The organism is Citricoccus sp. GCM10030269 (assembly GCF_042665635.1).
Lineage (GTDB): Bacteria > Actinomycetota > Actinomycetes > Actinomycetales > Micrococcaceae > Citricoccus.
On the sequence record NZ_JBHTCV010000006.1, the window covers coordinates 140,028 to 154,533 of the forward strand.

The following is a 14,506-nucleotide window of genomic DNA, read 5'->3' on the forward strand; positions in this document are numbered from 1 at the left end:
TCGGACCGGGCTTGGACTGGGCTTAACAGAGAACGGCCGCTGTTCCCGAGGGAACAGCGGCCGTTCAGAAGTCTGAAGGAATCAGACGAGCTCGATCAGAGCGGGCGGACTGCAGCAGCCTGCATGCCCTTGGGGCCCTGCTGGGCCTCGAACTCGACCTTCTGGTCTTCCTGCAGTTCGCGGAAGCCATTGCCTTCGATGGCGGAGAAGTGAACGAAGATGTCAGCGGAGTTGTCGTCCGGAGAAATAAAGCCGTAGCCCTTTTCTGCGTTGAACCACTTGACGGTACCGGTGGCCATGTTGAGCCTCTTTCTTTGGGGTGTTACCCCGCCAGTGTTCCGACGGGGGCGAAGCGGCGTGTGCGAAACCGCTTCCCAACGCCCCGTCCAATCCGAAGATTGACCGGCCCGAAAGGGTACGGACTTACTGCTACTACTACTTCTGGTTTCTATAGTACGGGACGAAGGAGGGGGTAGAACACCCCTTTCTTCAAATCAGCTCTGACGGGACGTTAATTCGCCCACAGCGCAGCATGGGCGATGAGTGGTCGAGGGTCGCCCAGCTGCCGGCCACTCAGCTCCTCGGCGGCCATTCACGCAGCTTGTCCATCTGCCGACGGTCCCGTTTGGTGGGCCGGCCAGTACCGCGGTCGCGCCGGGGAACCGCGAGGAACTCTCGGGGAACCTGCTCGGGGGAGTGGTCGATGTAGTGGCGAACGGCCTCAGCCGCTCCGACGCGTTTGGTCAGAAGCCCAGTGACTTCCAGGATCCGTTCTCGCCCCGGCTGACGGACTCGAATGGTGTCGCCTGGCTTGACTGCCTGGGCAGCCTTAGCCGGCTGCCCGTTGAGGCGGACGTGCCCGGCACGGCAGGCCGCCGTCGCCGCAGACCGCGTCTTGTACATGCGCACGCCCCACAACCACGAGTCCAGACGGACCTGAGTGGGTGATGGAGCAGCGGGCATGCCGATGAGTTTAGTGGCGGATTACTGATTGCCCTCGGCGGTGCGCAGGTTGCGGAAAGCCGAGCGGTGGAAGACCAGCGGCTCATACTCGGAGGAGTGGTCGTGCACTCCGTGAACCTCCAACAGCACCATCTTGTGGTCACCGGCCGGCAGTTCGGAGTAGACGGTGGTGTCCAGCCACAGGGCCGCCCCGTCCAGGAAGAGCGCGCCGTGGTCGTTGGCGCGGATGTCCAGGCCGGCGAAACGGTCGCCGTCCTTGGACGCCAGCTGACGGCAGACCATGGTGTGGTCCTCACCGAGGATCGAGATGCCGATCCGATCAGCCTGCTTCAGCCGGGGCCACGTGCGGGAGGTGTTCTGGACGGCGAAGGACACCAAGGCCGGTTCGAGTGAGACGCCCACGGTGAAGGACGAGGCCACCAACCCCTCCTTGACGCCGTTGGCAATGCCGGCCAGGGCAGCGACGCCGGAGGGGAAGTGGGAGAAGGCCGTCCGTAGGGTCTGGGTGGACAGATCCTGATCGAGATCGGCAGGGCGGTGGAAGTCGTTGGTTGCCAGTGCGGTCATGTCGGTCCTCCGATCAATAGCGAATCTGACGGGGAGCGCACCTCGGGCTAATCCCCAGGGCACCAGCAGAAACGCGGTACTTGCCCGCCGGGGCATCCGGAGGGCCGAATCCTCACCTGGAGCACCCCACTACTGCGTGAAGAGGGTTGCCGTCCCGCAAGCCAGGGCTGTAACAGCGGGAACTCGTGATTCCGGCCCCAGCGTATCGACGCCGTTCTGTGAGGGTCAAAGACTTCCGCGAACTGTGAACTCCCGTGACATGTTTTTCCTGAGACCAGCTGCCCTGCTGGCCCACCACCTGCCCCACTACGCCACTATTCATACCTACTGGAAACGCAGCGATACGGCGTGGCCGTGGGCGGGAAGTCCCTCGGCCTTCGCCAGCGCGGAGATGGTGGTGTCCAGTTCCTTCAGCGCGGTCTCCTCATAGCGGATGAGCTGCTGCAGGCGCAGGAAGCTGACCGTGCTCAGACCGGAAGAATGGCGGGCCGATCCGCCTGTGGGCAACACGTGGTTGGAGCCGGACGAGTAATCGCCCAGGGGCACGGGGGAGTGGGGGCCCACGAAGATGGCGCCGGCGTTCTTCACCCGACGAGCCGTCTCTAGCGGATGGACGGTGTGGATCTCGAGGTGCTCGGCGGCATAGGCGTCGGCCACGGCCAGTGCCTCGTCCACGGTCTGGACCAGCAGGATCCCGGACTGAGGACCGCCCAGGGCCTGGCGGATCTGCTCCTCGTGGAAGGAGCCGGGAACCTGACGATCGATCTCGGCCACCACGTCCCGGGCCAACTCTGGGGAGGTGGTGATGAGCACTGAGCCGGCCATCGGATCGTGTTCGGCCTGGCTGATCAGGTCCGCGGCCACCCAGCGGGCGTCGGCGGTTCCGTCGGCCAGCACGGCGATCTCGGTCGGGCCCGCTTCGGCGTCGATGCCGATGGTGCCCAGCAGGGCGCGCTTGGCCGCGGCCACGAAGATGTTGCCCGGCCCCGTCACCAGGTCGACGGGGGCGCAGGCCCGGGCGCCGTCGTCGTCGTTCACGCCGTAGGCGAACATGGCCACCGCTTGGGCGCCGCCGGCGGCGTAGACCTCGTCCACGCCGAGGAGCGCACACGCGGCAAGAATCGCCGGGTGCGGCCGTCCGTCGAAGTCTTTCTGCGGCGGGGACGCCACGGCGAGAGAGGCGACGCCGGCTGCTTGGGCCGGAACCACGTTCATCACCACGGAGGAGGGATAGACGGCGCGGCCGCCGGGCACATACAGGCCCACGCGGTGCACGGGCATCCAGCGGTTCTCCACGATGGCGCCCTCGCCCAATTCCACTTCGGAATCCGGGGGCAGCTGTGCGGCGTGGACCTTCCGGGCACGGGAGATGGACTCCTCCAGGGCGGTCCGCACCGAGGGGTCCAGCGACTCGAGTGCTTCAGCGATGGCCTCGGCCGGCACCCGCAACGACGGCGGCCGGATCCCGTCGAACTGTTCGCCGAGGTCCAGCACGGCCCGGACGCCCTCGGTGCGGACGCGGTCCAGGATTGGCATCACCTTCGGGACGGCGCTGGCCACGTCGAGTTCAGCGCGGGGCAGCACGGTGGCAGGGTCGACAATGCGGCCGCGCAGGTCCGTGGTCGAAAGCATGTAGGGGCTCCTGTGTGTTCCGCCGGTGTGTGGTTCAGCGTCCATTCTCCACCCGTTCAGGTTCGACAAAGTCCTGGATGTCAGACTGGAGACATGCCGAAATTGTCCTCGTTCGCAGACCTGTCTGCCTCCGTCGTGCCTCACACGGTGCTGGCCACGACGGCCGAACTGTCGACGGAATCCAGCGCAGTTCCCGAAGACATCTCCGGGAATGTCCCTGACACCGTCCAGGACGGGGCCCGGGGCGCCGTCGACTCGCTGGGGCCGTTCTGGGGCATTGTCTCCACGGTGGCGATCTCGGTGGTCATCGCGCTGCTGGTGGTGACCGCAGCCTGGTTGCTGAGCAGTGTGGTGCTGCGCCGCCGGCCCGGGCTCCGCGATCAGGTGGGCCGCTGCCGCGTTCCCCTGGGCCTGGCCGCGGCTCTGCTGGCCACGCGCATCGCCCTGGGGCTCACGGCCTCCGACTACCCGTGGTTCAACGGCGTGAGTTTCTTGCTGCTGGCCGGGGTGATCGGTGCCCTGGCGTGGCTGGCCCTACGGGTGGTGAGGATCGTCGAGGAACGCTTGCTGGACAGGTACGCCTCCGATGAGTTGGAGGACCGGCGCGACCGCAAGATCCGTACGCAGACTGTGCTGCTGCGCCGGGTGCTGAACGCGGTGATCATCGTCATCGCCGTCTCCGTCGTGCTGTTGACGATCCCGTCGGTTCGCGCGGTCGGCGCCGGTCTGCTGGCTTCGGCAGGTGTGCTCTCCGTGGTGGCCGGCCTGGCGGTCCAGTCCACGCTGACCAACATGTTCGCCGGCATTCAGCTGGCCTTCACCGACGCGATCCGCGTGGGGGACGTGGTGATCGTGGACGGGGTCTACGGGACCATCGAGGACATCACCCTGTCCTATGTGGTGGTCAAGATCTGGGACGGCCGCCGGGTGATCTTCCCGTCCAGTCACTTCACCACCACGCCCTTCGAGAACTGGACCCGCACCGGTTCGGCGCTGTCCGGAACGGTGGAGCTGGACGTGGACTGGCGCGTTCCGGTGGACGCCACTCGTGAGCGTCTCAAGGCGCTGTTGGAATCCACTGAGCTCTGGGACGGCAAGGACAGCTCCATCCAGGTGAGCGAGGCACTCGGTGGCACCGTCAAGCTCTGGGTGGCCGTCTCCGCCCGCAATGCCGGAGACCTCTGGGACCTTCGCTGCCTGGTGCGCGAGGACCTCGTCACCTTCCTGCGCAGCGAATACCCCGAAGCGCTCTATGCGCACCGGCTCACCGGCGGGCTCTCCGTGGTGTCCCCGGTGCTGGCTCCCTCAGAGTCCGGGCACGACGGCGGCTGGGAGACTCTCGACGGATCGTCCGGTTCCGAGGAGGGCACCGACTCGACCGGCGCCCCGGTGGACACGGGCCCGCAGCACCAGCAGCGCACTCCCACGCGCTCCTTGCCCCAGGTGGGACCGGACACCGGTCAACACCCGAGTCACGAGCAGAACGGGGGGCAGCGCACCAATACCGGCGAGCACCCCGTCACGGGAGAGCGGTCACCGACGGGTTCTGTCCCCTTGACCAAGGCCAGCGACGACTCCTCCGTCTTCACCGGCTCCGTCACCGCGGTGGAACGCAACCGCGAGTTCGCCGGCCCGGGTGAGAAGGCGTACCAGGAGCGCAAGGAGAAGGGCACTCACAACGGTGAGGGTGACGAAGAGGATCGGGACGACTCGAATGGTGACGAGCAGGACGAGACCCGCGAACACGTCATCCGCCGCCGTCCCGACCAGGGCACCGCAGGCGACTAGGGCTGGTCGAGCCGGACCAGGTGGTGTCTCCTGGTGTCGCTCAACCGGCGGTGAACGTTCCGCCCAGCTCGTGGGCGAGGCTCTCCAGGTCGGTTGACTCGGGCAAGGAGACGACGGCTTCGCCCGACTGTGTCTGCAGGACCTCGGTGACGTCCGCGACGAACCACTCGTTCCCTGCCGCCATCGGCACTGGACCGCCAGAGTGCAACAGTTGAACGGCCTCTTCGACCACGGCGGGGTCATCCGACCAGCTCATCAGGACGCCGGTGCCGCACTGGCGCCCGGGCAGTCCGGTCTCGGGAGCGCCGTCGACCATGAAGAAGTGTTCCCCGCGGTCCTGCTTGGGGCAGTCCAGGCGCTCGTCGACGGTGTCGAACAGGTCCTCGAGACTCTCGAAGCTGACCGGCGACTCCTGGGCCGATGGCTGTCCGGACGCGACCGACGACGGTGATCCTTTCGGCGCTGTGCCGGTCCCCGACTGTGCCCCCGCACCTGCTTCCGGCTCGGAGCTCGCACACGCCGTCAGCAGTGCCCCGGCCGCCAGAGCCGACATCACCGCCCACACTTCTCGTCCGGACGCGCGTCCGGCAGTAATCGGCATCAGCGGTCCTTCGGTGGTGCGTCCGGGCCGGTCCCCGGTTTCAGCGTGTTCTCTTTGACGCACAGCACCGGCTGGTCGAGCTCTTTCAAGAGCAGGTCCGAGACGGAGCCCATGACGACGCGGCCGAGGCTGCCGCGGCGGCGCAGGCCGATGACCACCAGGGAGGGCTGCACCTCGTCGGCGAGATCTTTGATCTCTTGGACGGTGGAGCGCCCCCGGGCGTATTGACGGAACTCGGCCGTCAGCCCCGAAGCATTGAGGATGGACTGCAGCTCGACCTGTTGCTCCTCGGTGACCATGGCATGGTGCCGGTGCTCACCGCCGGGGCCGGCATTGACCACAAGCAGGTTTTCCTGAGTCGTCCGCGCTATGCGGATGGCCTCAGCCAGGGCCGCTCGGGATTGCTTGCTGGGCGTGTAGCCCACGAGGATGGTCATGGCTCGTTCCCCTCCTCAGACGACCCGTCGGGCGTCTCTTGGACCTATTGGGACCTCTGTGGGCCTATTGGCCTTTTTTGACTTTGGGCTCGGAACGGCTGAAGCGCTCCAGCACGGCGTCCGGACTGAACCGGGCAGCCGTCATGAGGGAACGATACCGGCGTGAGGGAATGCACACACTCCGACCCTCGGCGGCGGCGGTGAGGCCCTCGCGGACCACGTCGTCGGCATCCATCCACGCCCACTTGGGTTTCTTGGTGGTGTCGATCCCGGCCCGGTGATGGAACTCGGTCCGCACCGGGCCCGGGCACAGGGCCGTGACCGTGACGCCCTCGGGCTTGTAGCGGGTGTTGGCCCATCGGCTGAAGTTGATGGACCAGGCCTTGGCTGCGCCGTAGCTGCCGTCGGGGATGAGCCCGGCCACGGAGGAGACGTTGATGATCCGTCCGCCGCCCCGGGCCAGGAACGCCTGGATGGCGGTATGGGAGAGCAGCATGGGCGCTTGGACGTGCACTCTGAGCAGGCTCAGTTCATCCGAGGCCTCGCTCTCGTGGAATTCCGTCGAGAGCCCCGATCCGGCGTTGTTCACCAGCATGGTGATCGGTTGATCGCGGGACCGCAGTCGAGCGGCCACCACGTCGACGCCGTCATCGGTGGTGAGATCCGAGGTGAGTGTTTCGACGTTGATGCCGTACTGCGCCTCGAGGGACTGGGCCTTGGCGACCAGGTGCAGGGGGTTCCGGCCCGTGATCACCAGATGGTGTCCCTGACCCGCAAGCTGGCGGGCGAACTCAGCGCCCAGCCCGGAGGTCGCACCGGTGATCAGGACGGTCTGGCCCGATCGGGAGGGCGCGGGGGTGAAGGGCAGGTCTTCCTGCTGCTGTAGTTCGCGCTCGTCGAGTTGTTCTGCCACGTGTTCCGCCTAGCTCAAGGACTGCTGAATGATGCTGACTGGCTATCGAAGAATCCGCCGTGGGCCGACCAACGATGTGGTCGAAGCCCGACTTCCATGGTAGGAGCGCTGTACCGTGAATCCGGGCCAATTCGGGGTGTCCGAAGGTTACAGTCTGGACACTCTCAGCTCAGTCGCCAGGATGGTGAGCCAGGTACGCCAGGTGGGCGGCCACGGTCTTCCCCGCCACGGCTCGCACGATTCCCGTCACATCGGGGTAGATCGTCTCCGCCAGCCGACGGGCCAGATCCTCGAGGGCGGCAGGGTCCCGCGCGTGGACGGTCTCCCGGTCGGCGGCGTCCCCTTCCTGCAGCAGTGTGCGCAGCTGATCCAGGCGTTGTTGCCGGTGCTGCCGGTACTGCGTCGCCACCGCGGCGATCGAGGGCAGAGCCGGTCCGTGTCCCGGCAGCACCGTGGCGTCGCCGAGGGAGATCAGCGTCTCGAGCGAACGCAGGTAGTCCGCCAGCGTCCCGTCCGGGTGGTCCAGCATCGTCGTGCCGCGACCCAGGATCGTGTCTCCGGTCAAGACCGAGCCGGCGGCGCCGTCGTCGGGAAGGGCGAAGGAGAACGAGTCCGAGGTGTGGCCGGGCGTGTGCCAGGCGGTGAGCACGACGCCGGCCGCCGGGATGCGCTCGCCGTGCACCAACGGTGCCGCGCCGCGTGACCACTCGGGCGAACCGCCCCGCACCGGCGCACCGGTCCGGGAGGCGAACACCTCCACGGCCCCGGTGTGGTCGCCATGGTGGTGGCTGACCAGGATCAGTTCCACCCGACGGCCCTCCGCGGCCGCCAGCACGGCTTCGACGTGCTCCTCGGCCATATCGGCGGGGCCCGGATCGAGGATGACCACCGAGTCGGCTCCGGGATCACCGATCAGGTACGTGTTCGTGCCCTCGAGTGTCATACCCGATGGGTTTTCGGCCAGCACGGATGAGGTCAGATGAGAATCGACACGCGGCACCACAGAAGACATAGGCTCAGTGTATGGAGCAGAGTCAGCAATCCTCGCAGGATGGCCAGCAGCAGGCGGAACAGCAGACGGGGCAGCCGGGACAGGGCAGCTACGTCCAGCCCGGGCAGGAATTCATCCGGGACACGAACTACATCCATGACCGGATCGTCGCCAATCCGGAGGCGGCTCGGGCAGCGCCAGTCGTCGCCGCCGACAAGATCGGTCGCGTCCGGGGCGGGCTGACTGAGGGGGCGGAGGCCTGGCCGGTCGAAGCGGGCCGCTACCGGCTGGTCGCGGCCCGGGCCTGTCCCTGGGCCAACCGGACGATCATCGTGCGGCGACTGCTGGGCCTGGAGGACGCCATCTCGCTGGGCACCCCGGGGCCGACTCATGATGAGCGGTCCTGGACCTTCGACCTGGACGAGGGCGGCCGGGATCCAGTGCTGGGCACCGAGCGGCTTCAGGAGAACTACTTCAAGCGCTTCCCGGGATACCCGCGGGGCATCACCGTGCCGGCCATCGTGGACATCCCCACCGGCGGCGTGGTCACCAATGACTATCCGCAGATCACCCTGGACTTCTCCACCCAGTGGAAGCAGTTCCATCGGGACGGGGCGCCGAATCTGCTGCCGGACGAGAAACTGCCGGAGATGCGGGACGTGGTCACCCGGATCTTCACCGAGGTCAACAACGGCGTGTACCGCTGCGGCTTCGCCGGTTCGCAGGAGGCCTATGACTCGGCCTATGAGCGGCTGTGGACGGCGATGGATTGGCTCGAGGAGCGGCTGACCGGTCAGCGCTACCTGATGGGCGAGACCATCACCGAGGCCGATGTTCGCCTGTTCACCACACTGGTCCGCTTTGATCCCGTGTACCACGGGCATTTCAAGTGCAACCGCAACAAGCTGGATCAGATGCCGGCCCTGTGGGGTTACGCGCGGGACCTGTTCCAGACGCCCGGTTTCGGTGACACGATCGACTTCGTGCAGATCAAGAGCCACTACTACGAGGTTCACCGGGACATCAATCCCACCGGCATCGTCCCGCAGGGCCCCGATCTCTCCGGTTGGCTGAGCCCGCATGGACGAGAGGAACTCGGCAGTTCGCCGTTCGGTGACGGCACCCCGCCCGGACCGCCGCGTGAGAGCGAGCTCGTCACGCCCGGACACAACCCTCTGTACCCACAGTCTCGGTAACCACCACCCTGGAGTGATCTGATGCGTGCCGTCGTCTTCGAGAATTACAAGACCTTCCCGCAGCTCAAGGACGTTGAGCGCCCCACACCCGGCCCGGGGGAGGTGCTGCTGAAGGTCGCCGGTGCCGGGGCCTGTCACTCGGATGTGGCCGTCTACGCGGAGTTCGAACGGGGGCTCAACCCGAAGGTGGATCCGCCGTACACGCTGGGCCATGAGTCCACCGGATGGGTGGAGGAACTGGGAGAGGGCGTCAGCGGAGTGGAGATCGGTTCCGCGCAGATCGTCTACGGTCCCGTGGGCTGCAACCACTGCAAGGCCTGTTCTCGGGGGCAGGCCACCTATTGCGAGAACGCCGCCGACGTCCCCTACGCCGCCATAGGACTGGGGCGCGACGGCGGCATGGCTGAGTACGTGAGCGTTCCCGCCCGCAATCTGGTGGCGCTGGGCGATGCCGACCCGATCGCCGCGGCGCCGCTGGCGGACGCGGCTTTGACTCCGTACCACGCGATCAAGCTCGCCCTGCCGCACCTGAACGGTGGCGGAAGGTTCGCTCTGGTCGTGGGCCTGGGTGGCCTCGGCCAGATCGGTGTGCAGTTTCTGCGAGCCCTGACCGGCGCCGCCGTCATCGCCACTGACATGAAGCCCGAGGCGATGGCACAGGCTGAACGGTACGGGGCGATCACCGTCCCCGGCGGCGAGGGACAGGTCGAGCGCATCCGCGAGATCACCGGTGGACGCGGCGTGGATGCCGCCTTCGACTTCGTCGGGATCGCTGCCACCGTCCGCACCGCCTTGGCCTCCACCGCGGTTCAGGGTCGATGCACCGTGGTCGGCCTCGGAAACGGCACGCCCATCGAGTGGGCCTTTCTCACCACGCCGTACGAGGCGGAGCTCGTCAGCACGTACTGGGGCACCACGGAAGAGCTGTACGAGGTCGTGGCCATGTACCGCGCCGGTCAGATCGTCCCGCAGTACACCACCTATCCGATGGAGCGGGCGCTGGAGGCCTACCGAGCGCTGGAGGCGGGAGAGGTCGCCGGACGCGCCGTCGTCGTCCCCCACGCCTAGATTGTTGAACAATCCTCGGAGGTAGGGCATCCTGGTGTGACCACGGCCATGAGACGGAGGTCACGACGTGAACCACCAGCCCGGCGCAATAGCGCGGACGGACCTGAACACCACCGATGTGAACAGCATTGACCTGAACAGTGATGTCGGCGAATCGTTCGGTTCCTACACGATGGGCGATGACGCCGCCATCTTCGAGTCCGTGTCCTCCGCCAATGTCGCCTGTGGTTTCCACGGGGGAGATCCCTCGGTCATCGCCCAGACCTGCCGGCACGCCGTGGCCGCCGGCATCACGGTGGGCGCCCATGTCGCCTACCGGGACCTGGCCGGATTCGGCCGCCGGTTTCTCGACTGCTCGCCCACCGAACTGGCAGACGACGTCCTCTATCAGATCGGCGCCCTCGAGGCGATGGCGCGCGGCGCGGGAACCCGTGTCCGCTACGTGAAACCGCACGGCGCGCTGTACAACACCATCGTCCACCACCGCGAGCACGCCCGGGCCGTCGTCGATGCCGTTCGCGCGTACGGCGGAGAGCTTCCGTTGCTGCTGTTGCCGGGCTCGGTGGCGGCCGAGATCGCCGCAGAGCACGGTGTACGGGTGGTGACGGAGGCCTTCGCCGATCGCGCCTACACGCCGCAGGGCACGCTGGTGTCCCGCCGTGAGGCCGGCGCCGTCCTGCATGACGAGGCAGCGGTGGCCGAGCGCATGGTTCGCCTCGCCACGGACGGGGTGATCACCGCGATCGACGGCTCGGACATCCGGGTGGATGCCGCCAGCATCTGCGTCCACAGTGACACCCCCGGTGCCGTCTCCATGACCGCAGCAGTCCGGTCCGCGCTCGAGGAGGCCGGGATCCAGATCAGGTCCTTCGTATGAGCGCACGCGCCCTGCGGTGGGCCGGCACCCGGGCATTCCTGATCGAATGCTCCTCCCTGGCCGACGTCGTGGCTCTTCACGCGCAACTGACGGCAGCACCCCTGCCCGGCCAGATCGACGCCGTGGCCGCCGCCGAGACGCTGGCCCTGAGTTTCACCCACCGTGCCGCCGCGCTCGCCGGAGCCCGGGCCGTGGAGTCCCTGGAGGACCTTCCGGGAAGCACGAACTCCGGGCGGACCGTGGAGATCGACGTCGTCTATGACGGGGAGGACCTGGCCGAGGTCGGAGAACTGACCGGGCTCGGGGTGGACGGACTGATTCGCCGCCACTCGGAGACGGACTGGATCGGGGCCTTCGGCGGATTCGCTCCCGGTTTCACGTATCTGGTTCCTGACGGGCCCGATGGTGCTGAGACGCCCTTCGAGATTCCGCGTCGCTCCTCGCCGCGCACCTCCGTACCGGCTGGATCGGTCGCCATCGCCGGACGGTTCTCGGCGGTGTATCCGCGCCGTTCGCCGGGTGGCTGGCAACTGCTGGGCCACACCGACGCCCACATGTGGGATCTGGAGCGAGAGTCGCCGGCCCTGGTCCGTCCGGGCGACCGGGTTCGCTTCCGTCCGGTGCGCGCGCTGGCGACGGTGACGAGTGAAGCCAGTGACGCCAGCGGCCAGTCCGGTGGCGACCCGAGTCGCGCGGCGACGGGCGAGCCTGCGCTGGTTGTCGAGAACCCCGGGCTGCAGTTGCTCGTCCAGGACCTCGGACGCTCCGGATTCGGCGACCTCGGGGTGTCCGCCTCCGGAGCCGCGGACACGGCCTCGGCGCTGCAGGCGAACCGCCTCGTGGGCAATGCCCCGGACGAGGCCGTCATCGAAACCCTGCTCGGCGGACTGTCCGTGCGCGCTCGCGGAGACCTCGTGCTCGCCCTGACCGGGGCCGAGCCGCCCGCGCGGATCATGGCGGTGCCGGACGGGATTCCCGCCGACCGTCCCGCCCCGCTGCGAAGTCCCTTCGCGCTCTATGACGGTGAGATCCTCGACGTCGGCCCTCCCGCCGCCGGGCTGCGCACCTACCTCGCGGTGCGGGACGGAGTGCAAGCTGCCGTGGTGCTCGGCAGTCGGTCCACGGACACCATGTCCCGGCTGGGCCCGGAACCGTTGGCGGCTGGAGCAGAGCTGACCGTGCGTGACCAACCGGGCTATGCCGCCGTCGGGACGCCGGAACCGGTCTTGAATGCCCTGCCGCGAGCGGGGGAGACGGTGGAGCTGCGGGTGGTGCCCGGGCCGCGCCAGGACTGGTTCGGTGACGCCGGGCTGGAGCGGCTGAGCGGCCAGGAGTGGCCGGTCAGCAGCGAGTCGAACCGGATCGGCGTCCGCCTCGAGGCGCCCCAGGACGGTGCACCGCTGGAGCGGGAGAAGACCGGCGAACTGGCCAGCGAGGGAGCCGTGGCCGGCGCCCTGCAAGTGCCGCCATCCGGACTTCCCGTGCTGTTCCTGGCCGACCATCCCGTCACGGGCGGGTATCCCGTGATCGGCGTGGTGATCCCGGAAGATCTGCCCGTGGCGGCCCAACTGCCGCCCGGCGCCGCGGTCCGCTTCACCCTGATTGACCCGGACCAGCCGGCGCCCGCCGATCGCCGCACCCTGAAAGGATTGAACTGATGAGCCAGCCAGAGCAGCCCCAGCATGCGTCTGAAAACCGGTACCGGCCCCTGAAGAAGGTCCTGATCGCCAATCGCGGCGAGATCGCGGTGCGCGTGGCACGGGCCTGCACTGATGCGCAGCTGACGTCCGTGGCCGTGTACTCGGATCCGGACGCCGATGCCCCGCACGTGCACCGGGCCGACGAGGCCTACGCGCTGCGCGGCAGTAGCGCGGCCGAGACCTATCTGGATGGTGACCAACTGCTGGAGGTCGCCCGGCGCTCCGGTGCGGACGCCGTGCACCCCGGTTACGGGTTCCTCTCGGAGAACGCCGACTTCGCCCAGGCCGTGCTCGACGCCGGACTGACCTGGATCGGTCCCTCACCGCAGGCCATCCGCGACTTGGGCGACAAGGTCTCCGCCCGCCGGATCGCCGTGGCCGCCGGAGCGCCCCTGGTGCCCGGGACGGAGCGCCCTGCCGAGGACGCCGCCCAGGTGCGCGCGTTCGCCGAGGAACACGGTCTGCCGGTGGCCATCAAGGCTGCTTTCGGTGGTGGCGGCCGGGGGATGAAGATCGTGCGGGGGATGGAGGACGTGGAGCAGGCCTTCGACTCCGCAGTGCGGGAAGCCGTGGCGGCGTTCGGCCGGGGCGAGTGCTTCGTGGAGCGCTTCCTGGATCAGCCGCGGCACGTGGAGGCCCAGGTGCTGGCGGACACCCACGGGACGGTGGTCGTCGTCGGGACCCGGGACTGCTCGCTGCAGCGCCGCAACCAGAAACTCGTGGAGGAGGCGCCGGCGCCGTTCCTCACGGACGAGCAGCGCGAGCGCATCCACGCCTCCGCCCGGGCCATCTGCCGCGAGGCCGGCTACACCGGCGCCGGCACGGTGGAATACCTGGTCGCCCCGGACGGACTGGTCTCCTTCCTCGAGGTCAACACCCGGCTGCAGGTCGAGCACCCGGTCACCGAGGAGACCACCGGAGTGGACCTGGTCCGTGAGCAGTTTCGGATCGCCGCCGGCGAGCCACTGAGCTTGACCGAGGATCCCAAGCCCCGGGGGCACGCCTTCGAGTTCCGACTCAACGCCGAGGACCCGGCCCTGGGCTTCCTGCCGACGCCCGGCACGGTCGAGGCCTTCGAGGCGCCCACCGGTCCCGGGATCCGCGTGGATTCCGGGGTACGGTCCGGATTCACGGTGCCCGGCGACTACGACTCGCTGCTGGCCAAGCTCATCGTCTGGGGTGAGGACCGGCAGCAGGCCATCCGGCGGGCCAGGGCCGCTCTGAGCGAGCTGGTCATCCAAGGGCTGCCCACCGTGGTGCCCTTCCACCGTGAAGTACTGGAGCACGCGGACTTCACCGATCTCGATCGGCTCGCGGTGTACACCACGTGGATCGAGGACGCGTTCCAGGCCGACCTAGCTGCCTCGCCCTACCTGGCGGCCGCGGCTGCCGGCACCGAACGGACCGAGCTGACGGTGACCGTGGACGGCAAGGCGGTCAGCGTGGGCCTGCCCGCGGACGTGTACCAGGCTCTTCGCAGTGGTGGCGTTGGTCGCGTCGGCAGCGCCGATGGCGCCGCTTCTCAGGTCGGTGACTCGCCGGCGTCGGGAATGAACGACGACGGCGCGGTCACCGCGCCGATGAATGGCTCGGTGGTCACCTGGCTGGTGGAGGACGGCGCCACCGTGAGCGCGGGGGAGGACCTGGTCGTGCTGGAGGCCATGAAGATGGAGACGGCGGTGCCGGCCCCGGTTGGCGGCGTGTTCACGCGTGCCGGTCTCGACCGTGGTGACAAGGTGACCCGCGGTCAGGAACTCGGACGGCTGAGCTGAG

The 14,506-nt window shown here is 68.1% G+C and carries 14 protein-coding genes and 1 riboswitch; of the genes, 6 read left to right on the forward strand and 8 right to left on the reverse strand.

Going from position 1 to position 14,506, the window contains the following annotated elements; all coding sequences use genetic code 11:
* Positions 1 to 95 precede the first annotated feature (95 nt).
* From ACFQQD_RS13640 to hisD, 4 genes are all read right to left on the reverse strand, one after another.
* Positions 96 to 299 carry a cold-shock protein gene (locus ACFQQD_RS13640; protein WP_378090389.1) on the reverse strand — a complete coding sequence of 68 codons (204 nt, stop codon included), beginning with the start codon at positions 297 to 299 and terminating at the stop codon, positions 96 to 98.
* A 274-nt stretch (positions 300 to 573) separates the two neighbouring features.
* On the reverse strand, positions 574 to 963 hold the full coding sequence (locus tag ACFQQD_RS13645) for an RNA-binding S4 domain-containing protein (RefSeq protein ID WP_378090391.1): 390 nt from the start codon (positions 961 to 963) through the stop codon (positions 574 to 576).
* A 21-nt stretch (positions 964 to 984) separates the two neighbouring features.
* Complete coding sequence (locus ACFQQD_RS13650; protein WP_378090393.1) at positions 985 to 1,530, reverse strand: flavin reductase family protein; 546 nt, start codon at positions 1,528 to 1,530, stop codon at positions 985 to 987.
* A gap of 71 nt (positions 1,531 to 1,601) precedes the next feature.
* Positions 1,602 to 1,721: riboswitch (SAM riboswitch) on the reverse strand.
* A gap of 133 nt (positions 1,722 to 1,854) precedes the next feature.
* Positions 1,855 to 3,162 (reverse strand): histidinol dehydrogenase, encoded by a 1,308-nt coding sequence (gene hisD / locus ACFQQD_RS13655; protein ID WP_378090395.1) that lies wholly within the window; start codon positions 3,160 to 3,162, stop codon positions 1,855 to 1,857.
* A 93-nt stretch (positions 3,163 to 3,255) separates the two neighbouring features.
* On the opposite strand from hisD, the gene ACFQQD_RS13660 reads away from it, so the two are divergent.
* Positions 3,256 to 4,950 carry a mechanosensitive ion channel family protein gene (locus tag ACFQQD_RS13660; RefSeq protein ID WP_378090397.1) on the forward strand — a complete coding sequence of 565 codons (1,695 nt, stop codon included), beginning with the start codon at positions 3,256 to 3,258 and terminating at the stop codon, positions 4,948 to 4,950.
* A 40-nt stretch (positions 4,951 to 4,990) separates the two neighbouring features.
* On the opposite strand, the gene ACFQQD_RS13665 is transcribed toward ACFQQD_RS13660, so the two are convergent.
* The 4 genes from ACFQQD_RS13665 to ACFQQD_RS13680 form a co-directional block, all read right to left on the reverse strand.
* Positions 4,991 to 5,551 (reverse strand): hypothetical protein, encoded by a 561-nt coding sequence (locus ACFQQD_RS13665; RefSeq protein ID WP_378090399.1) that lies wholly within the window; start codon positions 5,549 to 5,551, stop codon positions 4,991 to 4,993.
* A complete protein-coding gene (locus ACFQQD_RS13670) occupies positions 5,551 to 5,988 on the reverse strand; it encodes a universal stress protein (protein ID WP_378090401.1) in 438 nt (145 codons plus the stop codon). The genes ACFQQD_RS13665 and ACFQQD_RS13670 overlap by 1 nt, the downstream gene beginning before the upstream one ends.
* Before the next feature lie 64 nt (positions 5,989 to 6,052).
* Positions 6,053 to 6,901, reverse strand: coding sequence for an SDR family NAD(P)-dependent oxidoreductase (locus ACFQQD_RS13675; RefSeq protein ID WP_378090403.1), 849 nt, complete (start codon positions 6,899 to 6,901; stop codon positions 6,053 to 6,055).
* 169 nt (positions 6,902 to 7,070) lie between these two features.
* Positions 7,071 to 7,913: an MBL fold metallo-hydrolase gene (locus ACFQQD_RS13680; RefSeq protein ID WP_378090404.1), complete on the reverse strand. Its 843-nt coding sequence runs from the start codon at positions 7,911 to 7,913 to the stop codon at positions 7,071 to 7,073.
* An 11-nt stretch (positions 7,914 to 7,924) separates the two neighbouring features.
* Between ACFQQD_RS13680 and ACFQQD_RS13685 the strand changes: the two genes are divergently transcribed.
* From ACFQQD_RS13685 to ACFQQD_RS13705, 5 genes are all read left to right on the forward strand, one after another.
* On the forward strand, positions 7,925 to 9,088 hold the full coding sequence (locus ACFQQD_RS13685; protein ID WP_378090406.1) for a glutathione S-transferase family protein: 1,164 nt from the start codon (positions 7,925 to 7,927) through the stop codon (positions 9,086 to 9,088).
* A 21-nt stretch (positions 9,089 to 9,109) separates the two neighbouring features.
* On the forward strand, positions 9,110 to 10,156 hold the full coding sequence (locus tag ACFQQD_RS13690) for an NAD(P)-dependent alcohol dehydrogenase (protein WP_378090408.1): 1,047 nt from the start codon (positions 9,110 to 9,112) through the stop codon (positions 10,154 to 10,156).
* 118 nt (positions 10,157 to 10,274) lie between these two features.
* Positions 10,275 to 11,033: a LamB/YcsF family protein gene (locus ACFQQD_RS13695; RefSeq protein WP_378090513.1), complete on the forward strand. Its 759-nt coding sequence runs from the start codon at positions 10,275 to 10,277 to the stop codon at positions 11,031 to 11,033.
* A complete protein-coding gene (locus tag ACFQQD_RS13700) occupies positions 11,030 to 12,691 on the forward strand; it encodes a carboxyltransferase domain-containing protein (protein WP_378090410.1) in 1,662 nt (553 codons plus the stop codon). The genes ACFQQD_RS13695 and ACFQQD_RS13700 overlap by 4 nt, the downstream gene beginning before the upstream one ends.
* Positions 12,691 to 14,505 carry an acetyl/propionyl/methylcrotonyl-CoA carboxylase subunit alpha gene (locus tag ACFQQD_RS13705; RefSeq protein ID WP_378090412.1) on the forward strand — a complete coding sequence of 605 codons (1,815 nt, stop codon included), beginning with the start codon at positions 12,691 to 12,693 and terminating at the stop codon, positions 14,503 to 14,505. Before ACFQQD_RS13700 ends, ACFQQD_RS13705 begins: the two co-directional genes overlap by 1 nt.
* Position 14,506: the final 1 nt, after the last annotated feature.

Bases quoted from the DNA above. Each gene is read 5' to 3' on its own strand.
- ACFQQD_RS13640 (WP_378090389.1), bottom strand. From the start codon at position 299: ATGGCCACCGGTACCGTCAAGTGGTTCAACGCAGAAAAGGGCTACGGC.
- ACFQQD_RS13645 (WP_378090391.1), bottom strand. From the start codon at position 963: ATGCCCGCTGCTCCATCACCCACTCAGGTCCGTCTGGACTCGTGGTTG.
- ACFQQD_RS13650 (WP_378090393.1), bottom strand. From the start codon at position 1,530: ATGACCGCACTGGCAACCAACGACTTCCACCGCCCTGCCGATCTCGAT.
- hisD (WP_378090395.1), bottom strand. From the start codon at position 3,162: ATGCTTTCGACCACGGACCTGCGCGGCCGCATTGTCGACCCTGCCACC.
- ACFQQD_RS13660 (WP_378090397.1), top strand. From the start codon at position 3,256: ATGCCGAAATTGTCCTCGTTCGCAGACCTGTCTGCCTCCGTCGTGCCT.
- ACFQQD_RS13665 (WP_378090399.1), bottom strand. From the start codon at position 5,551: ATGCCGATTACTGCCGGACGCGCGTCCGGACGAGAAGTGTGGGCGGTG.
- ACFQQD_RS13670 (WP_378090401.1), bottom strand. From the start codon at position 5,988: ATGACCATCCTCGTGGGCTACACGCCCAGCAAGCAATCCCGAGCGGCC.
- ACFQQD_RS13680 (WP_378090404.1), bottom strand. From the start codon at position 7,913: ATGTCTTCTGTGGTGCCGCGTGTCGATTCTCATCTGACCTCATCCGTG.
- ACFQQD_RS13685 (WP_378090406.1), top strand. From the start codon at position 7,925: ATGGAGCAGAGTCAGCAATCCTCGCAGGATGGCCAGCAGCAGGCGGAA.
- ACFQQD_RS13690 (WP_378090408.1), top strand. From the start codon at position 9,110: ATGCGTGCCGTCGTCTTCGAGAATTACAAGACCTTCCCGCAGCTCAAG.
- ACFQQD_RS13700 (WP_378090410.1), top strand. From the start codon at position 11,030: ATGAGCGCACGCGCCCTGCGGTGGGCCGGCACCCGGGCATTCCTGATC.
- ACFQQD_RS13705 (WP_378090412.1), top strand. From the start codon at position 12,691: ATGAGCCAGCCAGAGCAGCCCCAGCATGCGTCTGAAAACCGGTACCGG.